Genomic DNA, 22,190 nt, shown 5'->3' with positions numbered 1-22,190 from the left:
GTTACGTTAAGGAGGAACTAGAAATGAAAAAGTGGGTATTTATTTCTCTTTTTATATTATGTATAGTCTGCGTAGGCTTTTATATATCACCATTATTTCAAAAGGAAATCGATGTTAAAATTGCAGAAAAAGATGATAAGGAAAAATCTGCAAATACTAAAAAGATAGAGGTTACAGAAGAACAAATTTATAAAGGGGATTTATTATTAGTTAACAAAAATTATTCAGTTAAGAAAGATAGTGTTAGGTCTGATATTATAAATGTAGCTCAAAATAGTGAATTAGTAAGAGGCTATGGTGTATTGGATAGAAATATTCGCTTATCAAAGGATATTGTGAAAAAGTTTTTGAACGTTATAGATGCGGCAGGAAAAGAAAATGTTAATCATTTTTTGATTAGTAGTGGCTATCGGGATTTTCAAGAGCAAAGACAGTTATATGAAGAAATGGGCTCTGATTATGCACTCCCAGCAGGATATAGTGAACATAATTTAGGGTTATCACTGGACGTTGGATCAACTCAAACGAAAATGGAGAAAGCTCCTGAAGGAAAATGGATTGAAGAAAATGTGTGGAAGCACGGTTTTGTGTTACGCTACCCGAAAAATAAGAGTAACATTACAGGCATTCAATATGAGCCATGGCATATACGTTACGTCGGTTTACCTCATAGCGCAATCATGCAAGAAAAGAAATTTACTTTAGAATAATACTTAGATTTCCTGAAGGAAAAAAAGGAGATTTCAACTAATGTTGAGGGGAAAGAGTATAAAGTTTCTTATTATAAAGTTTCAAACAATACGACCATTAATGTCCCGATAAATCAGCATTATGAAATTTCAGGGAACAATATGGACGGAGTAATTGTGACGGTTCATCAATAGTAGTTTACACTTTATAAATTAAGCCCATATCATTAACTTTCAAACATTTGAGTGGTAAGGCTTTTTTATTTTATCTTTAGACATAAAAACTTTATGACGAAGTAGAGAGGATTCTTAAGTTGATGGGCATGGGGTCACCATATCAAAAAAAGAAAATTGTACGTTTAGACACAATTTATAGTAAGCAACAGCTAGTCTATAAACAAGCCATTTCTACAATTGCTACGCAATACATACTGGATTTATGTAAATATGTCCCGATATTATACTATTACTATATAAACTATAATATAAGTAATTCTTTTTATTGTTATATATCTGTCATTTCTTGTTAAAGAATCCTTATAATAAGGATTCTTTTTTTTGCATTAAATTTCTAAAAATAAAAAAAGATAAGATCGGAGAATACGATCTTATCTTTAGCACAAGGAGTAAACATAAGTGATAACCATCATATTTTTATTATACTTTAATTTTTGTTAATTTTGAATATTAAAACCATAATTCACAAGTATATCTATATTGAGAAATTTATTACAAATTTTGTTGTAAATGGTTCGAAAAACGAAAGTAAACTTTTGAATATTAGTTTACATTCAACTCCCCTAAAATATTGACTTCTTACCAAACCCCTTGATATCCTCAATTTATATAACAAAAGTATACATTCAAAAAACTATAAATAAAAGATCTATCCCAAAACAGTATTAATAATTAAAAATAGAAAAATATAAACTGTAAATCCTCTCAAAATCCAAACCATTATTCTTCTTACTTTTGTTTCGGGAGATAGTACTCCAAAAAACATAGTTCCTAATAACCCAAGCGATGGTGCAAATACTAAAATAACCTGATTCATTACACTATGTTCAAATCTAAATCCATTTACTAAACAAATAAAAGAACAAATTGATACTATTAAACATGTTAATGAAATATAGCCCCAAATTTGCTTCATCTAGCTTCTCCTTTAATACATTTTATTCCATATTAACATATTTAAACTAATTAACATTATATATCCTGCACATATAAAGTTACCATAACACCACTTATCAGTAGTCAATCTATCTAGAAACCTAGAAAAGTCCCTTTAGAAGATCTAAAGAGACTTTTTATTCATATAATTCTACCTATCGATAATTAAACAAGTAAGATTGACTAAATCTATTTTTTTTGTTTTATTTAATAAATTGTTTGGCTTAGCTTCATAAGATAAAAATGAAGAGAAAATTGCTACTCTATGTTTCTAACTAATATTTTTGCACCAGAACCCAAAAAACCCTCCTATGTCATAAAAAAATAGTTCATGGTAAACTCTTATTTCTTTAATAACAGTTTACCATGAACCTCAAAAAAATCCGTATATTTACACTTAATATTATTCTGAATATTATATATTATTTTTAGAAATATTGCTCTATTTACAATATAAAGAAAATATTGTATATTTTTGGTTATTCACCATTAAAAATAAGGAGAGGCAAAAGGGGCAAAAACAAAATATAGGGATAATTAGGGAGGATTTACTATGAAAATAGGAAAAAAACTTGCGACAAGTGTTCTCGCTCTATCATTATCAATTGGTACATTCGCATCTTCATCCTTTGCAAATGAAACAGACAGTCCAAAAAAAGAAATAAAATCTTTACAAATTGAAAAAGATTATCAAATTAAGGATATCAAAGAAAATTACAGTGATAAAAAAGTTCAAGAAAGATTGATAGAGAAGGTGAACAATGGTGAGGTCCTTGATAATATCAATCCAGAAAAAGAAAAGTTGGGAAAAAAAGAAAAATTGAATGATACAACTACACTTACAACATATCCAGATGGCTCAAAAGAATTATCGGGTATTGATCTTAGCGAGGCGAAATTTTTCGATGAAAAGGGAAATGAGGTTCAGCCTAAACCTCAGGATATAAAAGGAATTACTGGACCGCAAGGTAGTATTAGTGGCGGCACTTGGACAAGCGGTTCAGGTTATTCTTGCCTAACAGGAGCAACCGTGTTTCGCCAAAAATATAGTAATTTCAAAGCAAGTTTCAAAGCTGATTTCTGCAACCATCAAGGAGCGTATGACCAGATTAGTAGAATTTATGCGATCGACATAGATGCACCAGGTGGCGACTTCGATATACAGGGTGAAGGGATTTTCCGACAATGGGAAAACGCAACATACTCAGCATACGGAGGAGTTAATTTCAAATATTCTCGAACAGATGGTGGATCAAGTACCCAATATTTATACCTTCGTGTCGGTGGGGATAGATACTGGGAAGATTCAAATATAGTTAATTAATACAAACAAAGACAGAGAACCATGTATAATGTTCTCTGTCTTTGTTTGCATATTAATTTAACCATCCTTTTTTTCTGCATTTATTTTGCAGTGCAGATATTGTATAAGATATAAAGCTAATAATATTCCTATGAAATATAGAGAAAACTTAATAATCATATCGATAAATACCACCATTGTTGAGGTTGTTCCGAGATACCAATTGAATGGTATTACATTTAATAAACTTAAAATTAACGCTACCCATAAGATTTTTTTATTCATTTATTCCACCTTCCTTTATTTGAAATATAACTTTAGTTTACTACGTTTTAAATCCGCATACCATATTCCTCCTATTGAGAAAAATTGAAACTTATCTAAAATTATATGATTAGATATATAAAATACCCCATCTATTTTAAAAACCTCCCACCTTCCTTCGAAACATCGTAACTTCATTTTAAGTTTTAACCATTTAAATACCAATTACCACCATTTCAAAAGGTACACCTTTTTTAGCGCTGTAAACTCTACTGAATTTAGTGCTTCAAAAGGTTTAAAAACGCACTTTTGGAGTACTAAATAATTATTGATACCTTTTGAAGTGATATTTGTTATAATTTCATTAGAAACACTTTTGAAAGGATGTCTATTTATTTTGAATACAAGAAAATTCGGATATATAAGAGTTAGTAGTAGGGATCAAAATGAAGACCGGCAGCTTGAAGCAATGAAACAACTCATCACTGACGAACGAGATATTTTTATCGACAAACAAAGCGGAAAAGATTTTAACCGTGATCAATATCAACTCGTAAAACGCATGTTAAGAAAAGATGATATTTTATATATTCATTCCTTAGACCGTTTCGGCCGAAATAAAGAAGCTATCCTCCAGGAGTGGAAAGATATTACACAAAATATACAAGCTCATATTGTCGTATTAGATATGCCACTTCTAGATACAACTCAATACAAAGATAGTTTAGGAAATCTTATTACTGATTTGGTACTCCAAATCTTGTCCTGGCTTGCTGAAGAAGAACGAACAAAAATAAAAACTCGTCAACGCGAGGGTATTGAAGCTGCAAAGAAAAAGGGTAAGCATTTGGGAAGACCGAAAGCTGAAATCACTCAGGAATTTATCGATGCATATAACGATTGGAAACAAGGAAAGATCACAGCGCTATACGCCATGAAGAAGTGTAATATGACAAGTCCTACATTTTACAGGGTAGTCAAAAGGTATGAGGATAAGGAGTGAAACGTGTAGCATGACTACAAAAGAGACCCAAAACACAATGCAAGGTTTCTCTTCTTATTTATTAAATAAAGGAAGAAAGCCTTCAACAATTAAACGATATATCTATGATATAGAAAGTTTCATTCAATGGCTGCACCAATCAGAAAAAATTACTGAAAACAATCTTTTTGGCTCACTCTATAAAAAAGATTTTGAAGCCTTTTTCAAATATTTAAAGGAAGATCGGCAGTACTCCGAAAAAACGATATACCGCATATATATTGTTTTGAATAGGTTATACGAATACTTAGATTTACCAAGCCCCATTGAAGGGGTTATTCATATAGATCCACCTAATCGCGCATTACGTAAGGAGGATTTCGTTTCTTTCCAGGAAGGGAAACACTTAAAAGAAGTTATTTCTTCACTAGAAGGCCTTACAGAAAAACAACGATCAACACGCCCGATGATCTTAGAGCGGAATATTTCTATCGTTACATTACTCCTGGATTATGGATTATCTTTAAAAGAGCTTGTTTCTTTACGAATGATACACGTTCATTTCGAAAATGATACTTTATCCATTCTTGAAGGATCAAAAATAAACAGGAGCATTCATTTGAAGGAAGAAGATAAATTACACCTATACAATTATTATAAAATTATCCCTGAACCTGTACGCCCTAAATATCACAGTAATGATCCACTATTTGTTGCTTTTGATTTTACCCGGGGGACATATCACTGGAGCTATGAGAATGATGCACCAAAATTTTTAACCGAAATCTCAATACAAAAAATGATTCGTTTAGAAGTGAAACGCGCTAATCTTCGAAAGGGAATTTCTGCTCAACACTTTCGAAATACCTATATTTTAAGAAGTATTCAAGGGAACAATGCCCCTGAACAAATCATGCTACAAATAGGATTTAAGTCACACTTATCCTTAAAAAGATATTCCGATTACTATAAGAAAACCAAAGTGAATACAGATTAGAAACGAGTACTTAATGTGTAATTTTTATGCACCTACAGATTTACAGGTATTAAAAGGATGAATAGGGGATTTACAATGAAAAATAACGAGGAATTCTAGGCATAAAAGACAGTGACATTTTTCAAATTCAAATGATAAAAAGTAACATAGCGCTATTACGTTTTTGTTGTAAAGATAAAATAAAAGAGAATATAGCGCATAAATTTCGTTTGCACCAAAAACAGAAAAATAAATAGAAAGAGAAGAGCCCACCAGTGCTCTTCTCTTTCTATTTGCAATTAGGGTTTCCATATCCGTAGATATGAATAATAATAAATTAATGGATAAATAATTTATTATTAAAATTATAACATAACAAACAAGCCCTTTTATATGCAATATTTCATATAAAAGGGTTATTTTTAAAAACTCATAATTTATGAACTAGCATCATGTTTCATTTAATTGTTATTTTTCGGAACATAACACAAAAAATAAAAAGCAACTCGGATTGGGGTCGAGTTGCTTTTTAGTGATGCTTATATATGCATTATAACATATTAGAAGCCTTCCCCGCTGGAATTTCTCCTGATAAAACCATTTGAGACATATATGTTTCTAATCTTTGCGCAGATAAGAATAATATAATTGAAAATGTCCCTTTGATGACGTATTTACTACGCTGGATTACCATTACTAGCTTTCCAATTATCACAATTTTATGGTCCGCATATTTTTTCTTATTTATCTTTCTTAGCAATTTATCCCTCTCGTTACAATACTTTCACATACTTCTTCAACGCACAGTCTGTTACATCTAAACATATCTAAACATCACTAGTATCATTTACATATACTATACCTCTTGTATAATATTAGTCTGATAGAAATAAAAATATGCAAATATACATATTATTAACTATTTTTGTAATTTATTGCTATAATGAAAAAGTAATTTTTAGAATTTTTTTACATATTAATATTTTTTTTATAGAAAGAATATAATGACAAAACGGCTCAGACCGTGAAATTTTCTTGGAGGTAAGTCTATGTATACAGAAATTATTAGCAATAAGCTACAATCTTTAAAAGAAAGTGGACAATATCGCGAGTTTGTTACAATTAATCGAATTCGAGGTCAATATCCGTTGGCACACTTAAATGGTCAGAAAGATACAGAACCTGTTGTCGTTTGGTGCAGTAATGACTATTTAGGAATGTCACAACACCCCGTAGTTACTGAAGCAATGCACGATGCTATTCGAGCATTTGGTGCGGGTTCAGGTGGATCCCGTAACATAGGTGGTACACATTATCATTATGCTGCACTTGAATCATCACTTGCTGAATGGCATGGTAAGGAAGCGGCTTTAGTTTTCCCTACAGGATATGGTTCTAATGATGCGACATTACAATGTTTACTTCGTTTATTTCCAAATTGTATGGTATTCTCTGACGAACGCAATCACGCTTCAATTATTAATGGTATACGTAGTACAAAAGTCGAACGAGCGGTATTCAGACATAATGATGTTGAACACTTGGAGGAATTGCTTGCAGCTCAACCACATGATCGAGCTAAAATTATTGTTTTTGAATCCGTTTACTCAATGGATGGCGATATTTCACCAATTGAAAAAATTATAGATCTTGCTGAACAATATAATGCTTTAACTTTTATTGATGAAGTGCATGCAATCGGAATGTATGGCCCACGTGGTGCAGGAATAGCTGCTGAACTAGGTCTTGTGGATCGTTTAGACTTTATTCAAGGAACGATGGCAAAGGGGATTGGAGTAATAGGAGGATATATTGCAGCCTCATCATTATTAATTGATGCTGTACGTTCTTTTGCATCTGGTTTCATTTTTACGACTTCATTACCACCAGCAATTGTCGCAGCTTGTCATGCTAGTGTTGAACACTTAAAATCTTCAGACAGTGAACGAAATGCTCTACATCAAAAGACTAGTATGTTAAGAGAATCGCTGGCTCAAGCAAATATTCCTATCATGGATTCAAGTGAGACACATATTCTTCCTGTACTGATTGGTGATGCTAAAAAATGTAAAGCTGCTGCTCAACGTTTACTTGAACAACATCATGTCTATTTACAACCTATTAACTCACCAACTGTTGCTGTGGGTACGGAACGTTTCAGAGTTAACGTCACACCAAATCATACCGAGGAACAAATCATGCAACTAGCTGGTGCACTAACAGAAGTATTTAATTATTTTGATATTCCTTTTGCACAGGTTACTGAGGTAGCATTTGCATGACAGTTTTAATGTACATATTTTGCTTAATAGTATGGGGATTGAACTTTATTATAGTGAAAATCCAAGGTACACCAGTAAGTCTTGAACTATCATTAACTTATCGTTTGGTGGGGGCTGCACTCATGTTTCTTGTTCTTGCATGCGTGTTACGTCCAGATGGTAAGCCTTCTCGTGAAGACGCTTTACCTCTCATTACTTTTGGGGTATGCAACTTAGCTATTAGTTATTTGTGTTTATACTATGCTACGATTTGGATTTCTGCTGCATTAGTAACGCTACTGTTTTCGCTGAAAACAGTTTTGACACCGATTGCACTTCGTGTATTTTTAGGTGAGCGTCTTCATCCCCGAATTCTAGTTGGTGGAATAGTTGGTATTGCAGGAGTTTCTATATTAGTTTATCCATTACTAACGACTGGATTTTCTAATACAAGTGATTTAAAAGGGATAGGACTTGCATTGTTAGGAACAGTCCTTACAGCTATTGGGGATGCCGCTTCTGCCCGAAATGCACGACGTGGTATTAATGCTGTTTATTCAAATAGTGTTGGTTTTATTGTAGCTTCTATACTTTTACTTGCTGTTTGTGTTTTCCAGCAACAAACCTTTACAATACCAACATCCGTTTCTTACCTAGGAGCTTTAGCATTTTTAACTGTATTTGCTTCCTTTGGTGCATGGATGTTTTACCTTAAGTTAGTAGAGCGTATTGGTGCATCAGTAAGTAGTTATATGGTTGCACTTTTCCCTGCAATTGGAGGCGTTGCTTCTGTTGCAATTGGAGAATCATCACCCACGCTCTACTTATTATTTGGCTGTTTATTTAGTTGTGCCGGAGCCGCAATCGCACTAGGATTCCGTTTACCATATAGAAACCGAATTACCATGAAAAATGAAAGCCCAGGGAATTAAAAATTCCTGTGGGCTTTATTCATAGTAAAGTCTATCTATACTTTACACATATTTGAAGGAAGCATTTTATAACTGTAGTTCACATATGTTTTCTTAACTTTTTAAACAGAATTTCCCGAATTATCAAGTGGAATATACATTAATTAATTCTTCTATTATGAACATATGTTAAATATCTCAATAATTCTTGTTTTATTTAATAATATTTCGAAAAATAAATCTGATCGTCTATAACTTTCATTAACAATGTTAAGGGGAACCAACTTTTATGAACTATAGATCTGTATTTGATATCATCGGTCCTATTACAATTGGAACATCCAATACTTTTGGGACTGACGCCGTAAAAATAGGATACATTATCCGGAAGCTATTTTCACATGAACCAGACAGAATTGATATTTCTTTATATGGAGGATTTAAAAAGACGAATCATCATTTTGGTGCAGATGTAGCAATTATTGGTGGGATTTTAGGTTTCAAAATAGATGATTCACTAATTATTAATGCACTTACAATCGCAAAAGAACGAGGAATTACAATTAATTGTATAGAAGAGGTTGCAAAACCAGTACATTCTCATACAGCAAAAATTTGCTTATATAAAGGTAAAGATAAAATTGAAATGATTGCTTGCTCTCTCAGAGGGGGAAGAGTAAAAATCATTTCAATTAATGGTTTTGAACTAAAATTACGCGAGACAAACCCTGCTCTTCTTATTATGAATAATAATCACTTTAGCACGATTTCCTCTGTAATCGCTATCTTATCAAGATGTAAAATCAATATTAATAAAGTAAGAATTTCACGAAAAGAAACCGGGAAATTATCTATATTAATAATTGAAACTGAGAAACCATTAGTTCCAGAATTAATTGGGGAAATTAAAAAATTATCAGGAATTCATCAAGCATTGATTTTAGATTAAAATCTCCCATTTACCTGGGACAATCATAAAATTATCTCTATTTATATTTCAATCATGTGAACGGGTAAATATTATAACTCAGAATACCTTAAACATATTAGATGGAATTCCAATACGTTTAAAAAATTTATTAAATCGAGAAAGGGCACTCAATTGAGTGTCTTTTTTTAACAGGATTCAGGTTCATATAAGCCATATAACTGTCCATCTCTTATAACAGGGGTACCGCCAACAGGCAAAATACCGTCCACATTTTTGATAAGAAATATATTAAAAACACCTTATTTGCATTAAGGTGTTTTTGACATATTAATATTATTCATATACTGGGGTAACTTTTAGAGCTTTAGATAGTTTTTTCGTTTTTAAGATTATTTGATTTTTTATAGGAATAACATAGAATGTTGGCTCTATTGTAGTTTTATCCTTATTGAAAGGAGCGGTTATTAGGTTATTACCACTATTGCTAATTACAATTTGTTCTTGATTGTTTTGATTGAAAATTAAATATCTCCTTTACTTCTCTTCATTTATAGGAAGCAAAAGATATCTCTTTACAAGTATTCTTAATTGTAGATCATTGAAATCATCTAATTAAGAAAAGTTCTGTATGTACTACAAAATGCGTATACATCTACAAAAGCTAAAAACTTGGTAATAAACAAGGATGAGTTGTAAGGAAAACAAAGGGAGTGAAGAAACCATGATACATCGATATGAAATAAAATTTTTAGTTATGTATGGTGGCAAAGTAACAAACTTACAATCTACAATCATTCCAGCACGCTCTTTAGAAGAAGTAAATGAAAAATTACATTCAGAAGTAAAACGACGATTAGGTACATGTCGCGTAAAAATTGATACTGCAAGTTTATGTAGTGCAGAGGATAATCGATATATAATTGAACCAAAATGAAGAGAAAAGTCTTGTGATAAACAAGACTTTTTATTTTTTGCTTAAAAATTTGAAACGGGGTTTTCTATTCATTATGTATTTTCTAACAATAGATTTATTTCACTAACAGGCCCTTTGAAATTTACATTTAGTACATATGAAAAATAGGGAGTAGTTCAAAAAAGTACAAATTGTTACATCCCTAAAAAATTATTGAAACCCTTATGTATATTGAAATAAGAGCTTGTTTGCATGTGCATCACTCTTTTATGTACAATAAAAGAAAAATATCTTATGAGGTGGGGAGAGGAAAACCCATGACCAACCAACAATTAGTAAATTTACGCATTGATTTTGCTTTTAAGCAATTATTTGGTACAAGTGGAAATGAGGATATTCTAATTGCGTTTTTAAATGCAATGTTACAAGGTTCTTTAGAATCTCCTATTGTTTCTTTGCAATTAGAAGACCCACACTTGCATCGAGAACATGAAGAGGATAAATTATCAATTTTAGATATTTCCGCAACATTAGATACGGGAACAAAGGTAAATGTAGAAATACAGCTAAATAATAATCATGATATGATTAAGAGAAGTTTATATTACTGGGGAAGGCTATACACATCCCAACTTCAAAAAGGAATGCCATATAGTTCGCTCCATAAAACAATTACAATTAATTTGTTAAATTTCATTATGTTTTCTGAATACGAGGCATTCCATACAACAGGAATTCTATGGAATCAACAACAACAGAAGATATTAAGTGATGATATAGAAATTCATATTGTAGAGATTCCAAAACTCATGCAGCAGTGGCGTAATGAACAAGTAAATCCCTGGGAAGATTCGTTTGTTCGTTGGTTATTACTTCTACCAGCGAATGAAGATGAACACTTAACCCAAACATTGGAGGATATTGCGATGAACCAAGACCCAATTTTACAAAAAGCAATGGATAAATGGGAACGTATGAGTCAAGATTCTTCTTTCCGACAAGCGTATGAAGCAAGGGAAAAAGCTCTCATGGATGAGGCCGCTAAGTTCGCTCATGCAGAGCAACAAGGGATTAAAAAAGGAATGGAAAAAGGAATAGAAGAAGGGAAAATGCAACTTATTCGTGGTATGCACAAAAATGGAATGCCAATAGAAGATATTGCAAGGTTTACAAATTTACGTATTGAGGAAATACAAGAAATTTTACAATCATAAAAAATTAACAAATAACACCAACGGATATATCTGTTGGTGTTATTTGTTAATGACCACAATACTTTTCAATTGCATATTTCCATCCTACACCTGATACATAAATACAATAACCAGTGTTTCCATCTCCGTATTTATTAAACTTCATGATGTTTAATAAATACAAAACATTTCACACAACAAGAATCTTATGGACTCAGCAAAAGGTTTTAAGTGATGACATAGAAAGAAATTCATATTGTAGAGATTCCGAAGTTAATACAACAATAGCGTAACGAACAAATTAATCCTTGGAAAGATTCTTTTGTTCGTTGGTTATTATTACTTACAGCGAATGAGGATAAACATTTACCCCAAACATTGGAGGACATTGCTATGAATCAAGATCCAATTTTACGAAAAGCAAGGGATAAGTGGGAACATATGAGCCTAGATTCTTCTTTCCGAACAGCTTATGGAGCCCGTGAAAAGTTACTTCTAGATGAGCAAGCTAAGTTAGCACATGCTCGTGAAGAAGGAATTGAGCAAGGAAAAGTTCATTTAATCCGTGGCATGCATAAGAATGGTATGCCATTAGAAGTCATTGCTAAATTCACAGGCCTTAGTACCGTAGAGATACAAAAACTTTAATATAGTTTGTTTTATACTTTCTGCTCTTGTTGCTTATACCCTATATAGCTTAGATAATACAGATCGAAGCAAGAGAGAGTTGAAACGCTGTGTGTACTTTATATCCCACATGGTTCCGATAAAACAAAAATAGGAGTGATTAGAATGAGTTGGCTTATTTCATTTAAATCCCACTACTTTTAAATAAACCCTCAATGTTGAAAAGATAGTTGGTGATATTGGCTAGTTTATATCCACTTAGTTCAGATAAAACGATATGAATGGAGCGTATGCGTTTTATATTTTTCTTAACTTTAAATCCCACTTAGTCTAGATAAAACCTAAAGTACAAGATCATAGTAAAATTCTTTTTGTTTCTTTAAATCCCATATGGTTCAGATAAGACACAGCAAATTACGTTACTTTGAATTAATCCAGAGCTCTTTATATCCCATTTAGTTCAGATAAAAATACTACTGAAACAATCGGTCCAAAATATGCTCCGATTTTTACATCCCACATAGTTTAGATAAAACTTAGCGCAAGGTATGTTCGGTACAACAACTCAAATCTTTATATCCCATGAAGTTCAGATAAAACTCTAAATGCTCATATAACCGATTTAATAATAAGTTGCTTTATATCCCATATAGTTTTGATAAAACGTCAAAATTTGGTGGTGCGCTTGCAGCCCATACGTACTTTATATCCCACTAGGTTTAGATAAGACTCAAAATTGAATATCATACGTCCTTTGGCTGTCTTGTTTATATCCCATATCGTTCAGATAAAACACGAGAATCTACGTTTTAATAAGGATAGTTTCTTTCCATTTATATCCCATACAGTTCAGATGAAAATAATCCCAGCTTGTGTTTTAGCTACAAGTATTCTAGTCTTTATATCCCACCACGTTTTGATAAAACATACCGAGACAGACACCCTCGAGTAGTAATGGTAGCATTTATATCCCACATAGTTCAGATACAACCCGATCTATATACGGATGATACACCTTATGATAGCAACATTATAACAGGTGTATCAACCAGTATGTTGCAGCGAATCATCGATCTTGTTTTGTCTTCTCTTATAAAAGGCTGAAAAACCTTGTCATTTCAAGAATTTCTATATGTTTGTAAAAACGGGGTTCACTTCAAAATTACAAAAGTATCACAGGGTTTCTATCTTTACTATATGGGATCAAGAAAAAATCATTATTTGCACAAAAAGATTTTTCCCATTTATTTCTACGTATTTATTGAATCTTAATTTTCCGATAACTTATAATGGTTTTATATTGAAGATCAAGGAGGAAGATGATGAGATTGAAAGTAAGCTTTACTTGTAAAGTAATTCCTCTCTCGTATCGATTTATGTTTGTGAGCTTTATCAAAGAAGCTCTAAAAACATCAAACGCATTATATGCAGAGAACCTATATATCTTTGAGAATAAACCGAATAAAAAAAGCAAGAATTTTACGTTTTCTGTTTATCTTAAAGACTATATTTTAGAAAATGATGAATTCCTCCTTCAGAACGGATTGGACTGGATTATTAGTTCACCTGATCCTGAATTCATTTCTTACTTAGTAGATGGTTTAAACGAAATTAAAGAATTTCAGTACAAAGGATACAAACTACAGAAGAAGAACATATTTATACTACCGGAAATCAAAGTGAAAAGCGATACGGTAGTATTCCGCACCCTTTCCCCTATTTTTATTAAAGACCGAGCTGGGAAACCTCTTGCTCCAACGGAAGAAGGTTATGAAGAGAGTTTCAATTATATTTGTGATATGACTTTACTTAATTATCATGGAGAAGGCTTGAAAAGACCTTTGCAATTTATACCTATGAATTTAACAAAACAAGTTGTAAAAGAAAAATTTGATAATACCCCTAATCATCAGCACTTTGAAGCTTATAAAGGTACATTCTTGTTAAAAGGAGACCAAAAGGACTTAGAAATCCTTCGTCAAATTGGTACATCCTTCAAAAAGTCACAAGGGTACGGCTGCGTGTCCGTGGAGTACCAATGATTCGATTATATTTAGAAGATTGGGCTACGAACACTGGTATTTTGGGGTTTTATCGTATTTTAGAGCATGCTGAAAAAGATTTATTTGAAAGCGAAGAGACATATATAGATTTTGATCCAATATTGCTTCACGATTTTCCGAAATGGTTTTTCAATTATGCCTTTGATATGTTTTCTGTTGCAAATGAAAAAGAAAATAAGATGAATAATTATCTAACATCCGCTACATCCAATTTTAAACGCTCTAAAGACTCTATCTTTACTGATATTAAAGGTACAGAAAATAAGTTGAATAAGCGTTTGCCAATTGAAGCTAGAGCTTTAAAGGAACTGTTTAGCAGCAAAAAAGATGTATCAACTATTGAAGAATTAAAGACAATCACAAAAGATTACTTGAAGTTGTTAAAGCAAGATCAAGTAAATGAAGTACTGACATTAAATATGATTCGGTTTCGTTTAGGAGAATTGCATGGTCAAACAAGTTTTTTACAGAGATCACGCAATACCCTTAATCGTTCAGAATATGAAGAATTTCTTGCAAGAGACTTCGTTCAACCAATTTTACTAGAACAAGAGGTTCTTTCTGTTCTTCGTTCTTCTAACAGCACTATCGAAGCAATAGAAGACTTAAACAAAATGATACAGCAATCTGATGATGAAGATATTAAAAAGTTAGCGAAACAAACAATCACGAAACTGAAGAAGGATGAATTACTGTATTGTCCTGTTATTGAGGGACAATTTGCTCTTACAGATTACACTGAAGCGGTATTTCTCCCGAATGCAGTCAGTTTAGCAAATGCAACGAATTACACGTGGAATAATCAAAAAACGTTTCCTATATCCAATCTGTACCGGTTGATTATGTTTTGTTCTGTTTTTGGACTTTACAAAGATGGGGAAACCTATTCATTCATTCAAACAGACGAAGATTTCGATGCGCTAGCAGAAGTAAATGATTTATTTGTTACCAATAAAAAGCAAAACAATCCTTTTGAAGTGTTTTTATACGACACATTAAAAGAAGCTAAAGATAAAGCAAAGTGGATCTCTAAAAATATGCTAATTGTTGAATTCCAAAATAGCGGAAAAAAGACGACCCTTACACAGAATTTTTTATCAGAACATGCCATTCAATACCTTCAAGAGCGTGGAGGAAGAGAGATCGATCATATTAAATATCCACAGTTTCGGAACGTAATCCTACGTAAATTATTAAATGGAGAGCATTTTTTTCGTGATATCACTATTCAATTGAGGAAAAACGTAGATAACAATTATTCCAGTTATGATACGTATGCGGCCACTTTGGCTATGTTTCATTTAAATAGGATAAAGGAGTGTTATGGCATGTCTAACGAAACACGAGAAGCGCAATATGAATCTATGCAAAAGAGAATCCATTATGCGCTAATGGATGGACGCGAAGTACGTAGAAGGCTTACTGAACGTAGAATGGAGAATAAGATTCCAGGCATTACTTACCGTCTGTTAAATGCCTTAACTACCAATAACCGTCAACAATTCTTTGAAACATTATTCCGCACCTTTTTATTAGTGGAAAAGAACACTTCTATGTATGTGGATGCTACAAGGGAACATAGTAGTGAATTTGAAGGTATTGCAAGTGCTTTACTATCCGGATTAAATGACAAACCCTATAAAAAAGAAGGGGAGGAAACAAACTAATGGCTGGATTAACATTAACAATCGTGTCTCAAGGAGATTCATTAAATTATGGAGAAGGGATCGGTAACGTCTCCGAATTAAAGAAATTTAATCGTGGAAATGGAGATATTCATACATTTGCTTCACGGCAAGCTATTCGATACGATATGGTTCGTTTAGGCGCCGAACGTTATGGTTGGAACTTAGATACAGTTGGCCGTGACAAAGGGGAGGGCGAAGGAAAAAGCAAAAGCGTAGTTCAATATTCTCCTAGCGCTACCATTCTAGAATCAGAAGAAATGGATTTATTTGGTTACATGAAAACTGTAAAAGGTGATATGGGGAACAAACGCCCAGCTAGCGTTCGTTTGTCTCATGCTGTTTCTCTTGAACCGTACCGAGGAGACTTAGAATTTTTAACAAATTTAGGACATGCTTCACGTATCAGAGAAAACCCAAATATCGCAACACTTGAGCGGCATACAAGTTTATATTCATATACCATTACTATTGATTTACATAGAATTGGTGTAGATGGAGAAATTGAATTATCACCTGAAGAAAAGGCAAGACGAATCAAAGAATTCTTAGAAATTGTATTTTCCTTAAATCGTAATATCCGAGGGCGACAAGAAGATTTATCCCCTTTGTTTGTAATTGGTGGTCTGTATGCTATTAATCAACCATATTTCTTAGGACGTACACAATTAGTTCCGACAAAACGTGAATACCATTTAAATTCTATTATGCTACAAGAAATTTTAGAACGTCGTAGTATGGGACGAACTGTTCAAGAACAAACGCATGTAGGTCTATTATCTGGTGTTTTCGTGAATGAAGGGGAGTTACGAAATCTTGTTTCAAGCGAATCAACCCATACAATTCAAGGTATGCTTGATTATCTATTGCAACAAGTGGAGAATTATTATGTCGGCTAGTGCAGCATTACGAGTAAAGTTGTACCAACAAACCGCTTGTTATAAGAAACCAATGGCGCAAAAAGCAAAGGAAACCTATCCTCTTCCACCTTACAGTACGGTAAAGGGATTCCTTCACTGTGTATTAGGTGCAAATGAATTAATTCCAATGGAAATCAGCATCCAAGGTACTCACGAAGGAAAGCTGTTTGATTTGCAAACACACCATTTTTACAAGTCAAAAGAAGTTACAACAATGCCTATGCATGTTCATATGCTAAAAGAAATCTCCCTTATTTTCCATGTACGTGCCGAACAAGATGTATTGGAACAATTACAAATAGCATTAGAAAATATCAATGAAGCACCTAGTCTTGGCCGTCGTGAAGATTTGGCTGTCATTGAAGACGTGAAATTGGTAACGTTGAACAAAAAGCATACAAAAGAGATCATCTCACTCAAAAATGATTTTTATATACCACGTCATTGCATTGTTGATCGCCTTGATTATATGAATTATAAAGGGATCTCCTATCGTTTAAATACGGTATATCAAGTGAAACAAGGAATTCGTACTTGGGAGACGGTTCAAACGCAGTTATTCCGTAAAGGAGAAGGGTTAAATTCACCACAGTATACGGAAGATGAAGATGGTTATATTGTATTTTTCCATGCCTTATAAGCAGGCATGGATTTTTTTCAGGAGGGGAAACATGGACGATGTCATTTATGCAAAGTGGGATCAACAAACAGGAAATTTTGAAACATTACAAGAACACACAGAACAGGTATTAGAAAATTTATCTTTACTAAAATACTCGTATGGATCTTTGTTGTCAGAAGAGATTTGGCAACTTGCACAAGTAGCTGTCCAATACCATGATACAGGAAAGATTTATGAGGGATTCCAACAAATTATTAAACTTAATATGGGGTTATCTCCTTTAACAAAGCAAGAAATTGAAAAAAAGTATCCTAATGTTCCTCATGCTTTTATCTCCTTACTTTGTGTCCCATTTTTAGAATTACATTATTCAAAAAGTACAGAACGAGTTGTGAAGGAGGCGATTGCACATCATCACGTACGAAACGTAATGTTTGATGCCCAAATACTAAATGCAGTTTTACCAGATTTAAAAGAGAAAATAGACCGTTTGGAGCAAGAATTGTGCTGTTCTATTAATAAAGATCTTGATACTACAGCTATAGGTTGGAAGCCAATTAAGAAAAAAGATAAAGAATATCCTCTTCTTGTGCTTGTAAAGGGACTTTTAAATCGTGTAGATCATGCAGCTTCTGCAGGAGAACTTGTAGAATGTCATGCGGACAAAGGAGTTGGGACTTATGTCGATAAATTCCTAAAAAAGAATGGCCATAAACCACGCAATCTACAACTCTTTTCTTTTGAGAATCGAAATAAGAATATTGTGGCTGTTGCACAAACTGGTATGGGAAAAACAGAGGCTTCTTTATTTTGGATTGATGAAGCTAAAGGTTTTATTACACTCCCAATCCGTGTAAGTTTAAATGCCCTGTATGAGCGTATAACAAATGGAATGAGATATATAGATGAAGAAGGACAAGCAATTGCTGGGTTGCTACACAGTGGTAGCGTGGATTTTCTACAGACATTAAAAAATGATTACGAAACCAATGAGCTTATCTATGAGCAGTCTCGTTTATTGAGTAAAAAGTTAACATTTAGCACAATTGATCAGATTTTAAAGTTTCCATTTTTATTTCGAGGATATGAGAAATACTTGGCCACAATGGCGTACTCTAAGATAGTTTTAGATGAAATACAAGGTTATTCTCCGAAAATCTTAGCTGTCTTACTCAAAGCATTGGAAATGATTCACCAGATAGGCGGCAAATTTATGATTATGACCGCTACACTTCCTACTGTTTTTATGGAAACAATGGAGAAACGAGGCAAAATCAAGGTAAGTGATTTAGTAAAAAAGAAATTCTATAATGACTTAATTCGTCACCGCATATCTATACGAAAAACAATGATTGACGAAGATTTAGAGCATATTCGTGAAGCTGGGCGAAATAAACGTGTATTAGTTATTGCTAATACAGTAAAAGAGGCAAAACGTATATATGGGTTGTTTAATAATGAAAATGTAAGACTGTTACACACGCAATTTATTCAAAAGGATCGTGCTGTTTTAGAAGAGGAAATTAAGAAATTCGCACCAAATGATAAAAACCGCGAAGAACAAAGTGGGATTTGGATTGCCACACAGCTTGTAGAAGCTTCATTAGATATTGATTTTGATTTATTATTTACTGAAATCTCTACATTAGATAGCTTATTTCAGCGTTTAGGTCGTTGTTATCGTGGAAGAGCCTATGAAGGTACAGAACCTAATGTCTTTGTTTATACAGAAGCACAAGGGATAGGGTTCGTTTACGATGAGGATATTGTCCATAACGGTTTAAAACTTTTAGAATCTTTTAACGAACAAAAACTACATGAGAAAACAAAAATGGAGCTTGTCGAAACATTATATAAAACAGAAAATCTAAGCAAAAAATACTTAGATGAATTCTACCAAGCTTTAAAGGTGCTGGATACACTTTCACTAAACGATATGAGAAATACAGAGGCACAAAGGTTGCTGCGTGATATTGATAATTATCAAGTTATTCCCTGTTCTATATATCTAGAGAATCGTGAGCTATTTACTACATTTAAACAGGAAAAAGATTCAAAACAGCGAAAAGTATTACGAATGCAAATCGAAAAGCTTACAACCTCTATTTCTAGAAAACAAGTTCAACGATACGGAATCGAAACAAAAGAAATTGATATTCCTGGACTTCAATACATTCACACTTTAAATTGTAAGTACGATTTTGATAAAGAAAAGATAACGGGAACAGGAATTATAATCCCTTAGTTTTACAGTAAACCCCATTTTTCCAAACATATAGAAATTCTTGGAATGACAAGGTCTTTCAGCATGTTTTAAGAGAGTACAGAAACATGATTGATGATTCGTTTCAAAATATGGATAGATACACCTGTTAAAATGTTGCTATCATAAGGTGTATCATCCGTATATAGATAGCATTTTATCTAAACTATGTGGGTTTTAAATTACGACGGCTATCCTTATGGTTGGGCAGGAAGAACTTTTTATCTGAACTGTGTGGGATTTAAAGGAGTAAAACTCACCGAGTACTTCATTGTGGAACGTATCTTATCTGCACTATATGGGATTTAAATTCAATGTAAAAACCGTCGCCGCATCGTTTTATCTGAACTATGTGGGATTTAAAATAACCTTTACCTACAATAACTGCTGCTTTGTTAAGTGTTTTACCTGAACCATATGGGATATAAAGATGGAACTAACGGAAGTAATTATAAAACTAGGAAAAAGTTTCATCTATACTATATGGGATTTAAAGTCTATTCCGTGATGTCTCACAAGCTGGATAAAGTGGGTTTTACCTGAACTGTGTGGGATTTAAACGACGGGCGTGACCTCTTTGAGGGAAGTTGCAAGGAAGTTTTATCTGAACTACGCGGGATATCTCGGCTGTACCCCCTATACTGAAGGTATCAAAAATAAAGGTGTGAAAGTATTATGAAACAGTACTCTAATGTTGAAGAATTAATTGAATCAATCGATAAATCCTATAAGAAATTTATTGAAGAATTTAAGGTGATTCCTGAAGAGTTGAGAGATAAACATATCTCTGAAGTGGATAAATCTCCTTCTGAAATACTTTCTTATCAATTGGGGTGGATCAACTTGTTGTTATCGTGGGAAAAAGACGAACAATGTGGAGTTGACGTACAAACGCCAACTCCAGACTACAAATGGAATAACTTAGGTAAACTTTATCAATCTTTTTATGAGCAGTACGGTGTTTTAACCTTAAAACAGCAGGAGGAAGAATTGACAAAGTTAGTTCGAAAGTTAGTCGATTGGATAAATGATCTTTCTGAAAAAGAATTATTCCAATCAGAACAAAGAAAATGGGCCACAACAAAAGCAATGTGGCCTGTTTGGAAATGGGTGCATATCAATACAGTTGCTCCATTTACGAATTTCAGAACTAAAATTCGCAAATGGAAAAAAATAGTTTTATAAGTAATTTAAGAGAAGTAAGTATCCAGAAAGTTAGAAAAAAGAAAATAAAGTCCATTTCTTATACACTAAAAGAAATGGACTTTATTTATTTGAATTTTCTTAGTGTACGAAATTCGCGCTTTGTTGAAGGAACCTCATCGCTATCAAGCTAATCAAAAGAAAGAGAAATGATTATATGAAAACATCACTTCTCTTTCTTTGTATTTACGAGTGGTTCCAAAAAGAAGGAATGGTTGCCGTACCCCATAAATGATTACTTTTTCATCCATGCATCTACTAATTTTTTATTCTTTTTTATCCATTTTTCAGCGGCCTGTTCAGGGTCATTCGATTCATTAATCATGGTCATCAACGTTCCGAGTTGCTCATCGGTCATGTTCCAGTTATCAAAATACTTTATAAGCTCTGGATAATCTTTTTCAAATCCTTTACGAACAGAGTAATAAATATCATCTTTTTCTCCATACACCTTTTTAGGATCTTTTAAATATTTAAGATCAAACTCTGAAAAAGCCCAATGTGGATTCCATAATGTTACTGCAATGGGTTTCTTTTGATTATATGCTTTTTTTAATTCACTCATCATAGCGGCTTCTGAAGATTGAACAAGATTTAGCTCTATCCCATATTTGTTTATCGCTTTATCTGTTAAGCCCATTAAACTGCTGCCAGGTTCAATACCAATGATTTTATTGTTGAATTTATCCTTATTTATATTCAAATCCTCAATACTATTGATATCTGTCATGTATGAAGGAACAACTAAACCAAGACCAGTGCCTTTATACCACGCTGATTTTATTTCAACATCATCCTTATATTTTTCATATAATGGCTTATCAGTAATTGGTAACCAGACCTCTAAGTTGGCATCCACATCTCCTCGTGCTACTCCGGTCCAAACGGCTGCCTTTTCTAAATATAACAATTCAACTTTATAACCCTTTTGCTCAAGTAATACTTTCCACATATTTGCGGTAGCTATGTTTTCTTTCCAACTCGTTACACCAATTTTGATTTTGCCCTTTGCATTACTGTTCAAACCACTACAAGAAGTAGTAATTATACTAATTAATAATAGTATGCACAGAAGCCATATTTTTTTCTTCATCAAGCTCCTCCTAGTCTCTATGATTAGATATTTCTTCTTTAACTAACGCGGAAAATCATTTCAGTAAAGCTAAATATTTTATTTTTATAAATAAATATTTTATAATTATAACTATGAA

General features: G+C 33.0%; 16 protein-coding genes and 3 pseudogenes. 16 read left to right on the top strand and 3 right to left on the bottom strand.

From position 1 onward, the window contains the following. Positions 1-23: 23 nt before the first annotated feature. Positions 24-884, top strand: a pseudogene (gene vanY / locus MKY90_RS29595) (VanY-A/VanY-F/VanY-M family D-Ala-D-Ala carboxypeptidase). Positions 885-1,575: 691 nt separating this feature from the next. Here the strand turns inward: vanY and MKY90_RS29590 are convergent. Further along, the gene (locus MKY90_RS29590; RefSeq protein ID WP_098167466.1) at positions 1,576-1,842 is read right to left on the bottom strand and encodes a hypothetical protein; all 267 of its coding nucleotides are present in this window, start codon (positions 1,840-1,842) and stop codon (positions 1,576-1,578) included. Between the two features lie 573 nt (positions 1,843-2,415). Here MKY90_RS29590 and MKY90_RS29585 point away from each other — a divergent pair. The 3 genes from MKY90_RS29585 to MKY90_RS29575 all read left to right on the top strand — a co-directional run bounded on the left by MKY90_RS29585 (position 2,416) and on the right by MKY90_RS29575 (position 5,408). Next, a complete protein-coding gene (locus MKY90_RS29585; protein WP_098167467.1) occupies positions 2,416-3,186 on the top strand; it encodes a hypothetical protein in 771 nt (256 codons plus the stop codon). A gap of 640 nt (positions 3,187-3,826) precedes the next feature. Continuing rightward, positions 3,827-4,432: a recombinase family protein gene (locus tag MKY90_RS29580; RefSeq protein WP_098167499.1), complete on the top strand. Its 606-nt coding sequence runs from the start codon at positions 3,827-3,829 to the stop codon at positions 4,430-4,432. 10 nt (positions 4,433-4,442) lie between these two features. After that, positions 4,443-5,408, top strand: a complete 966-nt coding sequence (locus MKY90_RS29575) for a tyrosine-type recombinase/integrase (protein WP_078205372.1) — start codon at positions 4,443-4,445, stop codon at positions 5,406-5,408. 532 nt (positions 5,409-5,940) lie between these two features. Here the strand turns inward: MKY90_RS29575 and MKY90_RS29570 are convergent. Further along, a pseudogene (locus MKY90_RS29570) lies at positions 5,941-6,060 on the bottom strand (MFS transporter); the annotation flags it as partial. 376 nt (positions 6,061-6,436) lie between these two features. Here MKY90_RS29570 and hemA point away from each other — a divergent pair. From hemA to MKY90_RS29510, 12 genes and pseudogenes are all read left to right on the top strand, one after another. After that, complete coding sequence (gene hemA / locus MKY90_RS29565) at positions 6,437-7,669, top strand: 5-aminolevulinate synthase (RefSeq protein ID WP_078205370.1); 1,233 nt, start codon at positions 6,437-6,439, stop codon at positions 7,667-7,669. After that, the gene (locus tag MKY90_RS29560; protein ID WP_341093674.1) at positions 7,666-8,580 is read left to right on the top strand and encodes a DMT family transporter; all 915 of its coding nucleotides are present in this window, start codon (positions 7,666-7,668) and stop codon (positions 8,578-8,580) included. The genes hemA and MKY90_RS29560 overlap by 4 nt, the downstream gene beginning before the upstream one ends. 268 nt (positions 8,581-8,848) lie before the next feature. Beyond that, positions 8,849-9,508 carry an L-serine ammonia-lyase, iron-sulfur-dependent subunit beta gene (gene sdaAB / locus MKY90_RS29555; protein WP_078205368.1) on the top strand — a complete coding sequence of 220 codons (660 nt, stop codon included), beginning with the start codon at positions 8,849-8,851 and terminating at the stop codon, positions 9,506-9,508. A 703-nt stretch (positions 9,509-10,211) separates the two neighbouring features. Then, positions 10,212-10,424, top strand: a complete 213-nt coding sequence (locus MKY90_RS29550; RefSeq protein ID WP_341093671.1) for a hypothetical protein — start codon at positions 10,212-10,214, stop codon at positions 10,422-10,424. 296 nt (positions 10,425-10,720) lie between these two features. Next, entirely contained in the window at positions 10,721-11,617 is an 897-nt protein-coding gene (locus MKY90_RS29545; protein ID WP_215571649.1) for an Rpn family recombination-promoting nuclease/putative transposase, read from the top strand. A 131-nt stretch (positions 11,618-11,748) separates the two neighbouring features. After that, positions 11,749-12,244 (top strand): annotated as a pseudogene (locus MKY90_RS29540) (Rpn family recombination-promoting nuclease/putative transposase); the annotation flags it as partial. A gap of 1,301 nt (positions 12,245-13,545) precedes the next feature. Continuing rightward, complete coding sequence (gene cas6 / locus MKY90_RS29535) at positions 13,546-14,265, top strand: CRISPR-associated endoribonuclease Cas6 (protein WP_215571648.1); 720 nt, start codon at positions 13,546-13,548, stop codon at positions 14,263-14,265. Continuing rightward, entirely contained in the window at positions 14,262-15,953 is a 1,692-nt protein-coding gene (cas8a1, locus tag MKY90_RS29530) for a type I-B CRISPR-associated protein Cas8b1/Cst1 (protein WP_341093666.1), read from the top strand. The genes cas6 and cas8a1 overlap by 4 nt, the downstream gene beginning before the upstream one ends. After that, on the top strand, positions 15,953-16,870 hold the full coding sequence (gene cas7i / locus MKY90_RS29525; RefSeq protein WP_341093664.1) for a type I-B CRISPR-associated protein Cas7/Cst2/DevR: 918 nt from the start codon (positions 15,953-15,955) through the stop codon (positions 16,868-16,870). The genes cas8a1 and cas7i overlap by 1 nt, the downstream gene beginning before the upstream one ends. Beyond that, positions 16,860-17,531 carry a type I-B CRISPR-associated protein Cas5b gene (gene cas5b, locus MKY90_RS29520; RefSeq protein WP_098102422.1) on the top strand — a complete coding sequence of 224 codons (672 nt, stop codon included), beginning with the start codon at positions 16,860-16,862 and terminating at the stop codon, positions 17,529-17,531. Before cas7i ends, cas5b begins: the two co-directional genes overlap by 11 nt. A 31-nt stretch (positions 17,532-17,562) precedes the next feature. Then, on the top strand, positions 17,563-19,758 hold the full coding sequence (gene cas3, locus MKY90_RS29515; RefSeq protein WP_341093661.1) for a CRISPR-associated helicase Cas3': 2,196 nt from the start codon (positions 17,563-17,565) through the stop codon (positions 19,756-19,758). Positions 19,759-20,451: 693 nt separating this feature from the next. Then, positions 20,452-20,961 carry a ClbS/DfsB family four-helix bundle protein gene (locus MKY90_RS29510; RefSeq protein ID WP_061674712.1) on the top strand — a complete coding sequence of 170 codons (510 nt, stop codon included), beginning with the start codon at positions 20,452-20,454 and terminating at the stop codon, positions 20,959-20,961. Between the two features lie 253 nt (positions 20,962-21,214). Here the strand turns inward: MKY90_RS29510 and MKY90_RS29505 are convergent, their stop codons facing one another. Further along, positions 21,215-22,072 carry a glycine betaine ABC transporter substrate-binding protein gene (locus tag MKY90_RS29505; RefSeq protein ID WP_061674713.1) on the bottom strand — a complete coding sequence of 286 codons (858 nt, stop codon included), beginning with the start codon at positions 22,070-22,072 and terminating at the stop codon, positions 21,215-21,217. Positions 22,073-22,190 lie beyond the last annotated feature (118 nt).

Origin of the sequence: Bacillus sp. FSL P2-0099, from assembly GCF_038007445.1 — a bacterium.
Lineage (GTDB): Bacteria > Bacillota > Bacilli > Bacillales > Bacillaceae_G > Bacillus_A > Bacillus_A mycoides.
The sequence above is the reverse complement of the archived record's forward strand: the minus strand, read 5'-3'. Positions and strand labels throughout refer to the sequence as shown.

Coding starts and splice junctions, on each gene's coding strand:
- cas3 (WP_341093661.1), top strand. CDS start 17,563: ATGGACGATGTCATTTATGCAAAGTGGGATCAACAAACAGGAAATTTT.
- MKY90_RS29560 (WP_341093674.1), top strand. CDS start 7,666: ATGACAGTTTTAATGTACATATTTTGCTTAATAGTATGGGGATTGAAC.
- cas6 (WP_215571648.1), top strand. CDS start 13,546: ATGAGATTGAAAGTAAGCTTTACTTGTAAAGTAATTCCTCTCTCGTAT.
- MKY90_RS29545 (WP_215571649.1), top strand. CDS start 10,721: ATGACCAACCAACAATTAGTAAATTTACGCATTGATTTTGCTTTTAAG.
- sdaAB (WP_078205368.1), top strand. CDS start 8,849: ATGAACTATAGATCTGTATTTGATATCATCGGTCCTATTACAATTGGA.
- cas7i (WP_341093664.1), top strand. CDS start 15,953: ATGGCTGGATTAACATTAACAATCGTGTCTCAAGGAGATTCATTAAAT.
- MKY90_RS29550 (WP_341093671.1), top strand. CDS start 10,212: ATGATACATCGATATGAAATAAAATTTTTAGTTATGTATGGTGGCAAA.
- hemA (WP_078205370.1), top strand. CDS start 6,437: ATGTATACAGAAATTATTAGCAATAAGCTACAATCTTTAAAAGAAAGT.
- MKY90_RS29585 (WP_098167467.1), top strand. CDS start 2,416: ATGAAAATAGGAAAAAAACTTGCGACAAGTGTTCTCGCTCTATCATTA.
- MKY90_RS29510 (WP_061674712.1), top strand. CDS start 20,452: ATGAAACAGTACTCTAATGTTGAAGAATTAATTGAATCAATCGATAAA.
- MKY90_RS29575 (WP_078205372.1), top strand. CDS start 4,443: ATGACTACAAAAGAGACCCAAAACACAATGCAAGGTTTCTCTTCTTAT.
- MKY90_RS29590 (WP_098167466.1), bottom strand. CDS start 1,842: ATGAAGCAAATTTGGGGCTATATTTCATTAACATGTTTAATAGTATCA.
- cas8a1 (WP_341093666.1), top strand. CDS start 14,262: ATGATTCGATTATATTTAGAAGATTGGGCTACGAACACTGGTATTTTG.
- MKY90_RS29505 (WP_061674713.1), bottom strand. CDS start 22,072: ATGAAGAAAAAAATATGGCTTCTGTGCATACTATTATTAATTAGTATA.
- cas5b (WP_098102422.1), top strand. CDS start 16,860: ATGTCGGCTAGTGCAGCATTACGAGTAAAGTTGTACCAACAAACCGCT.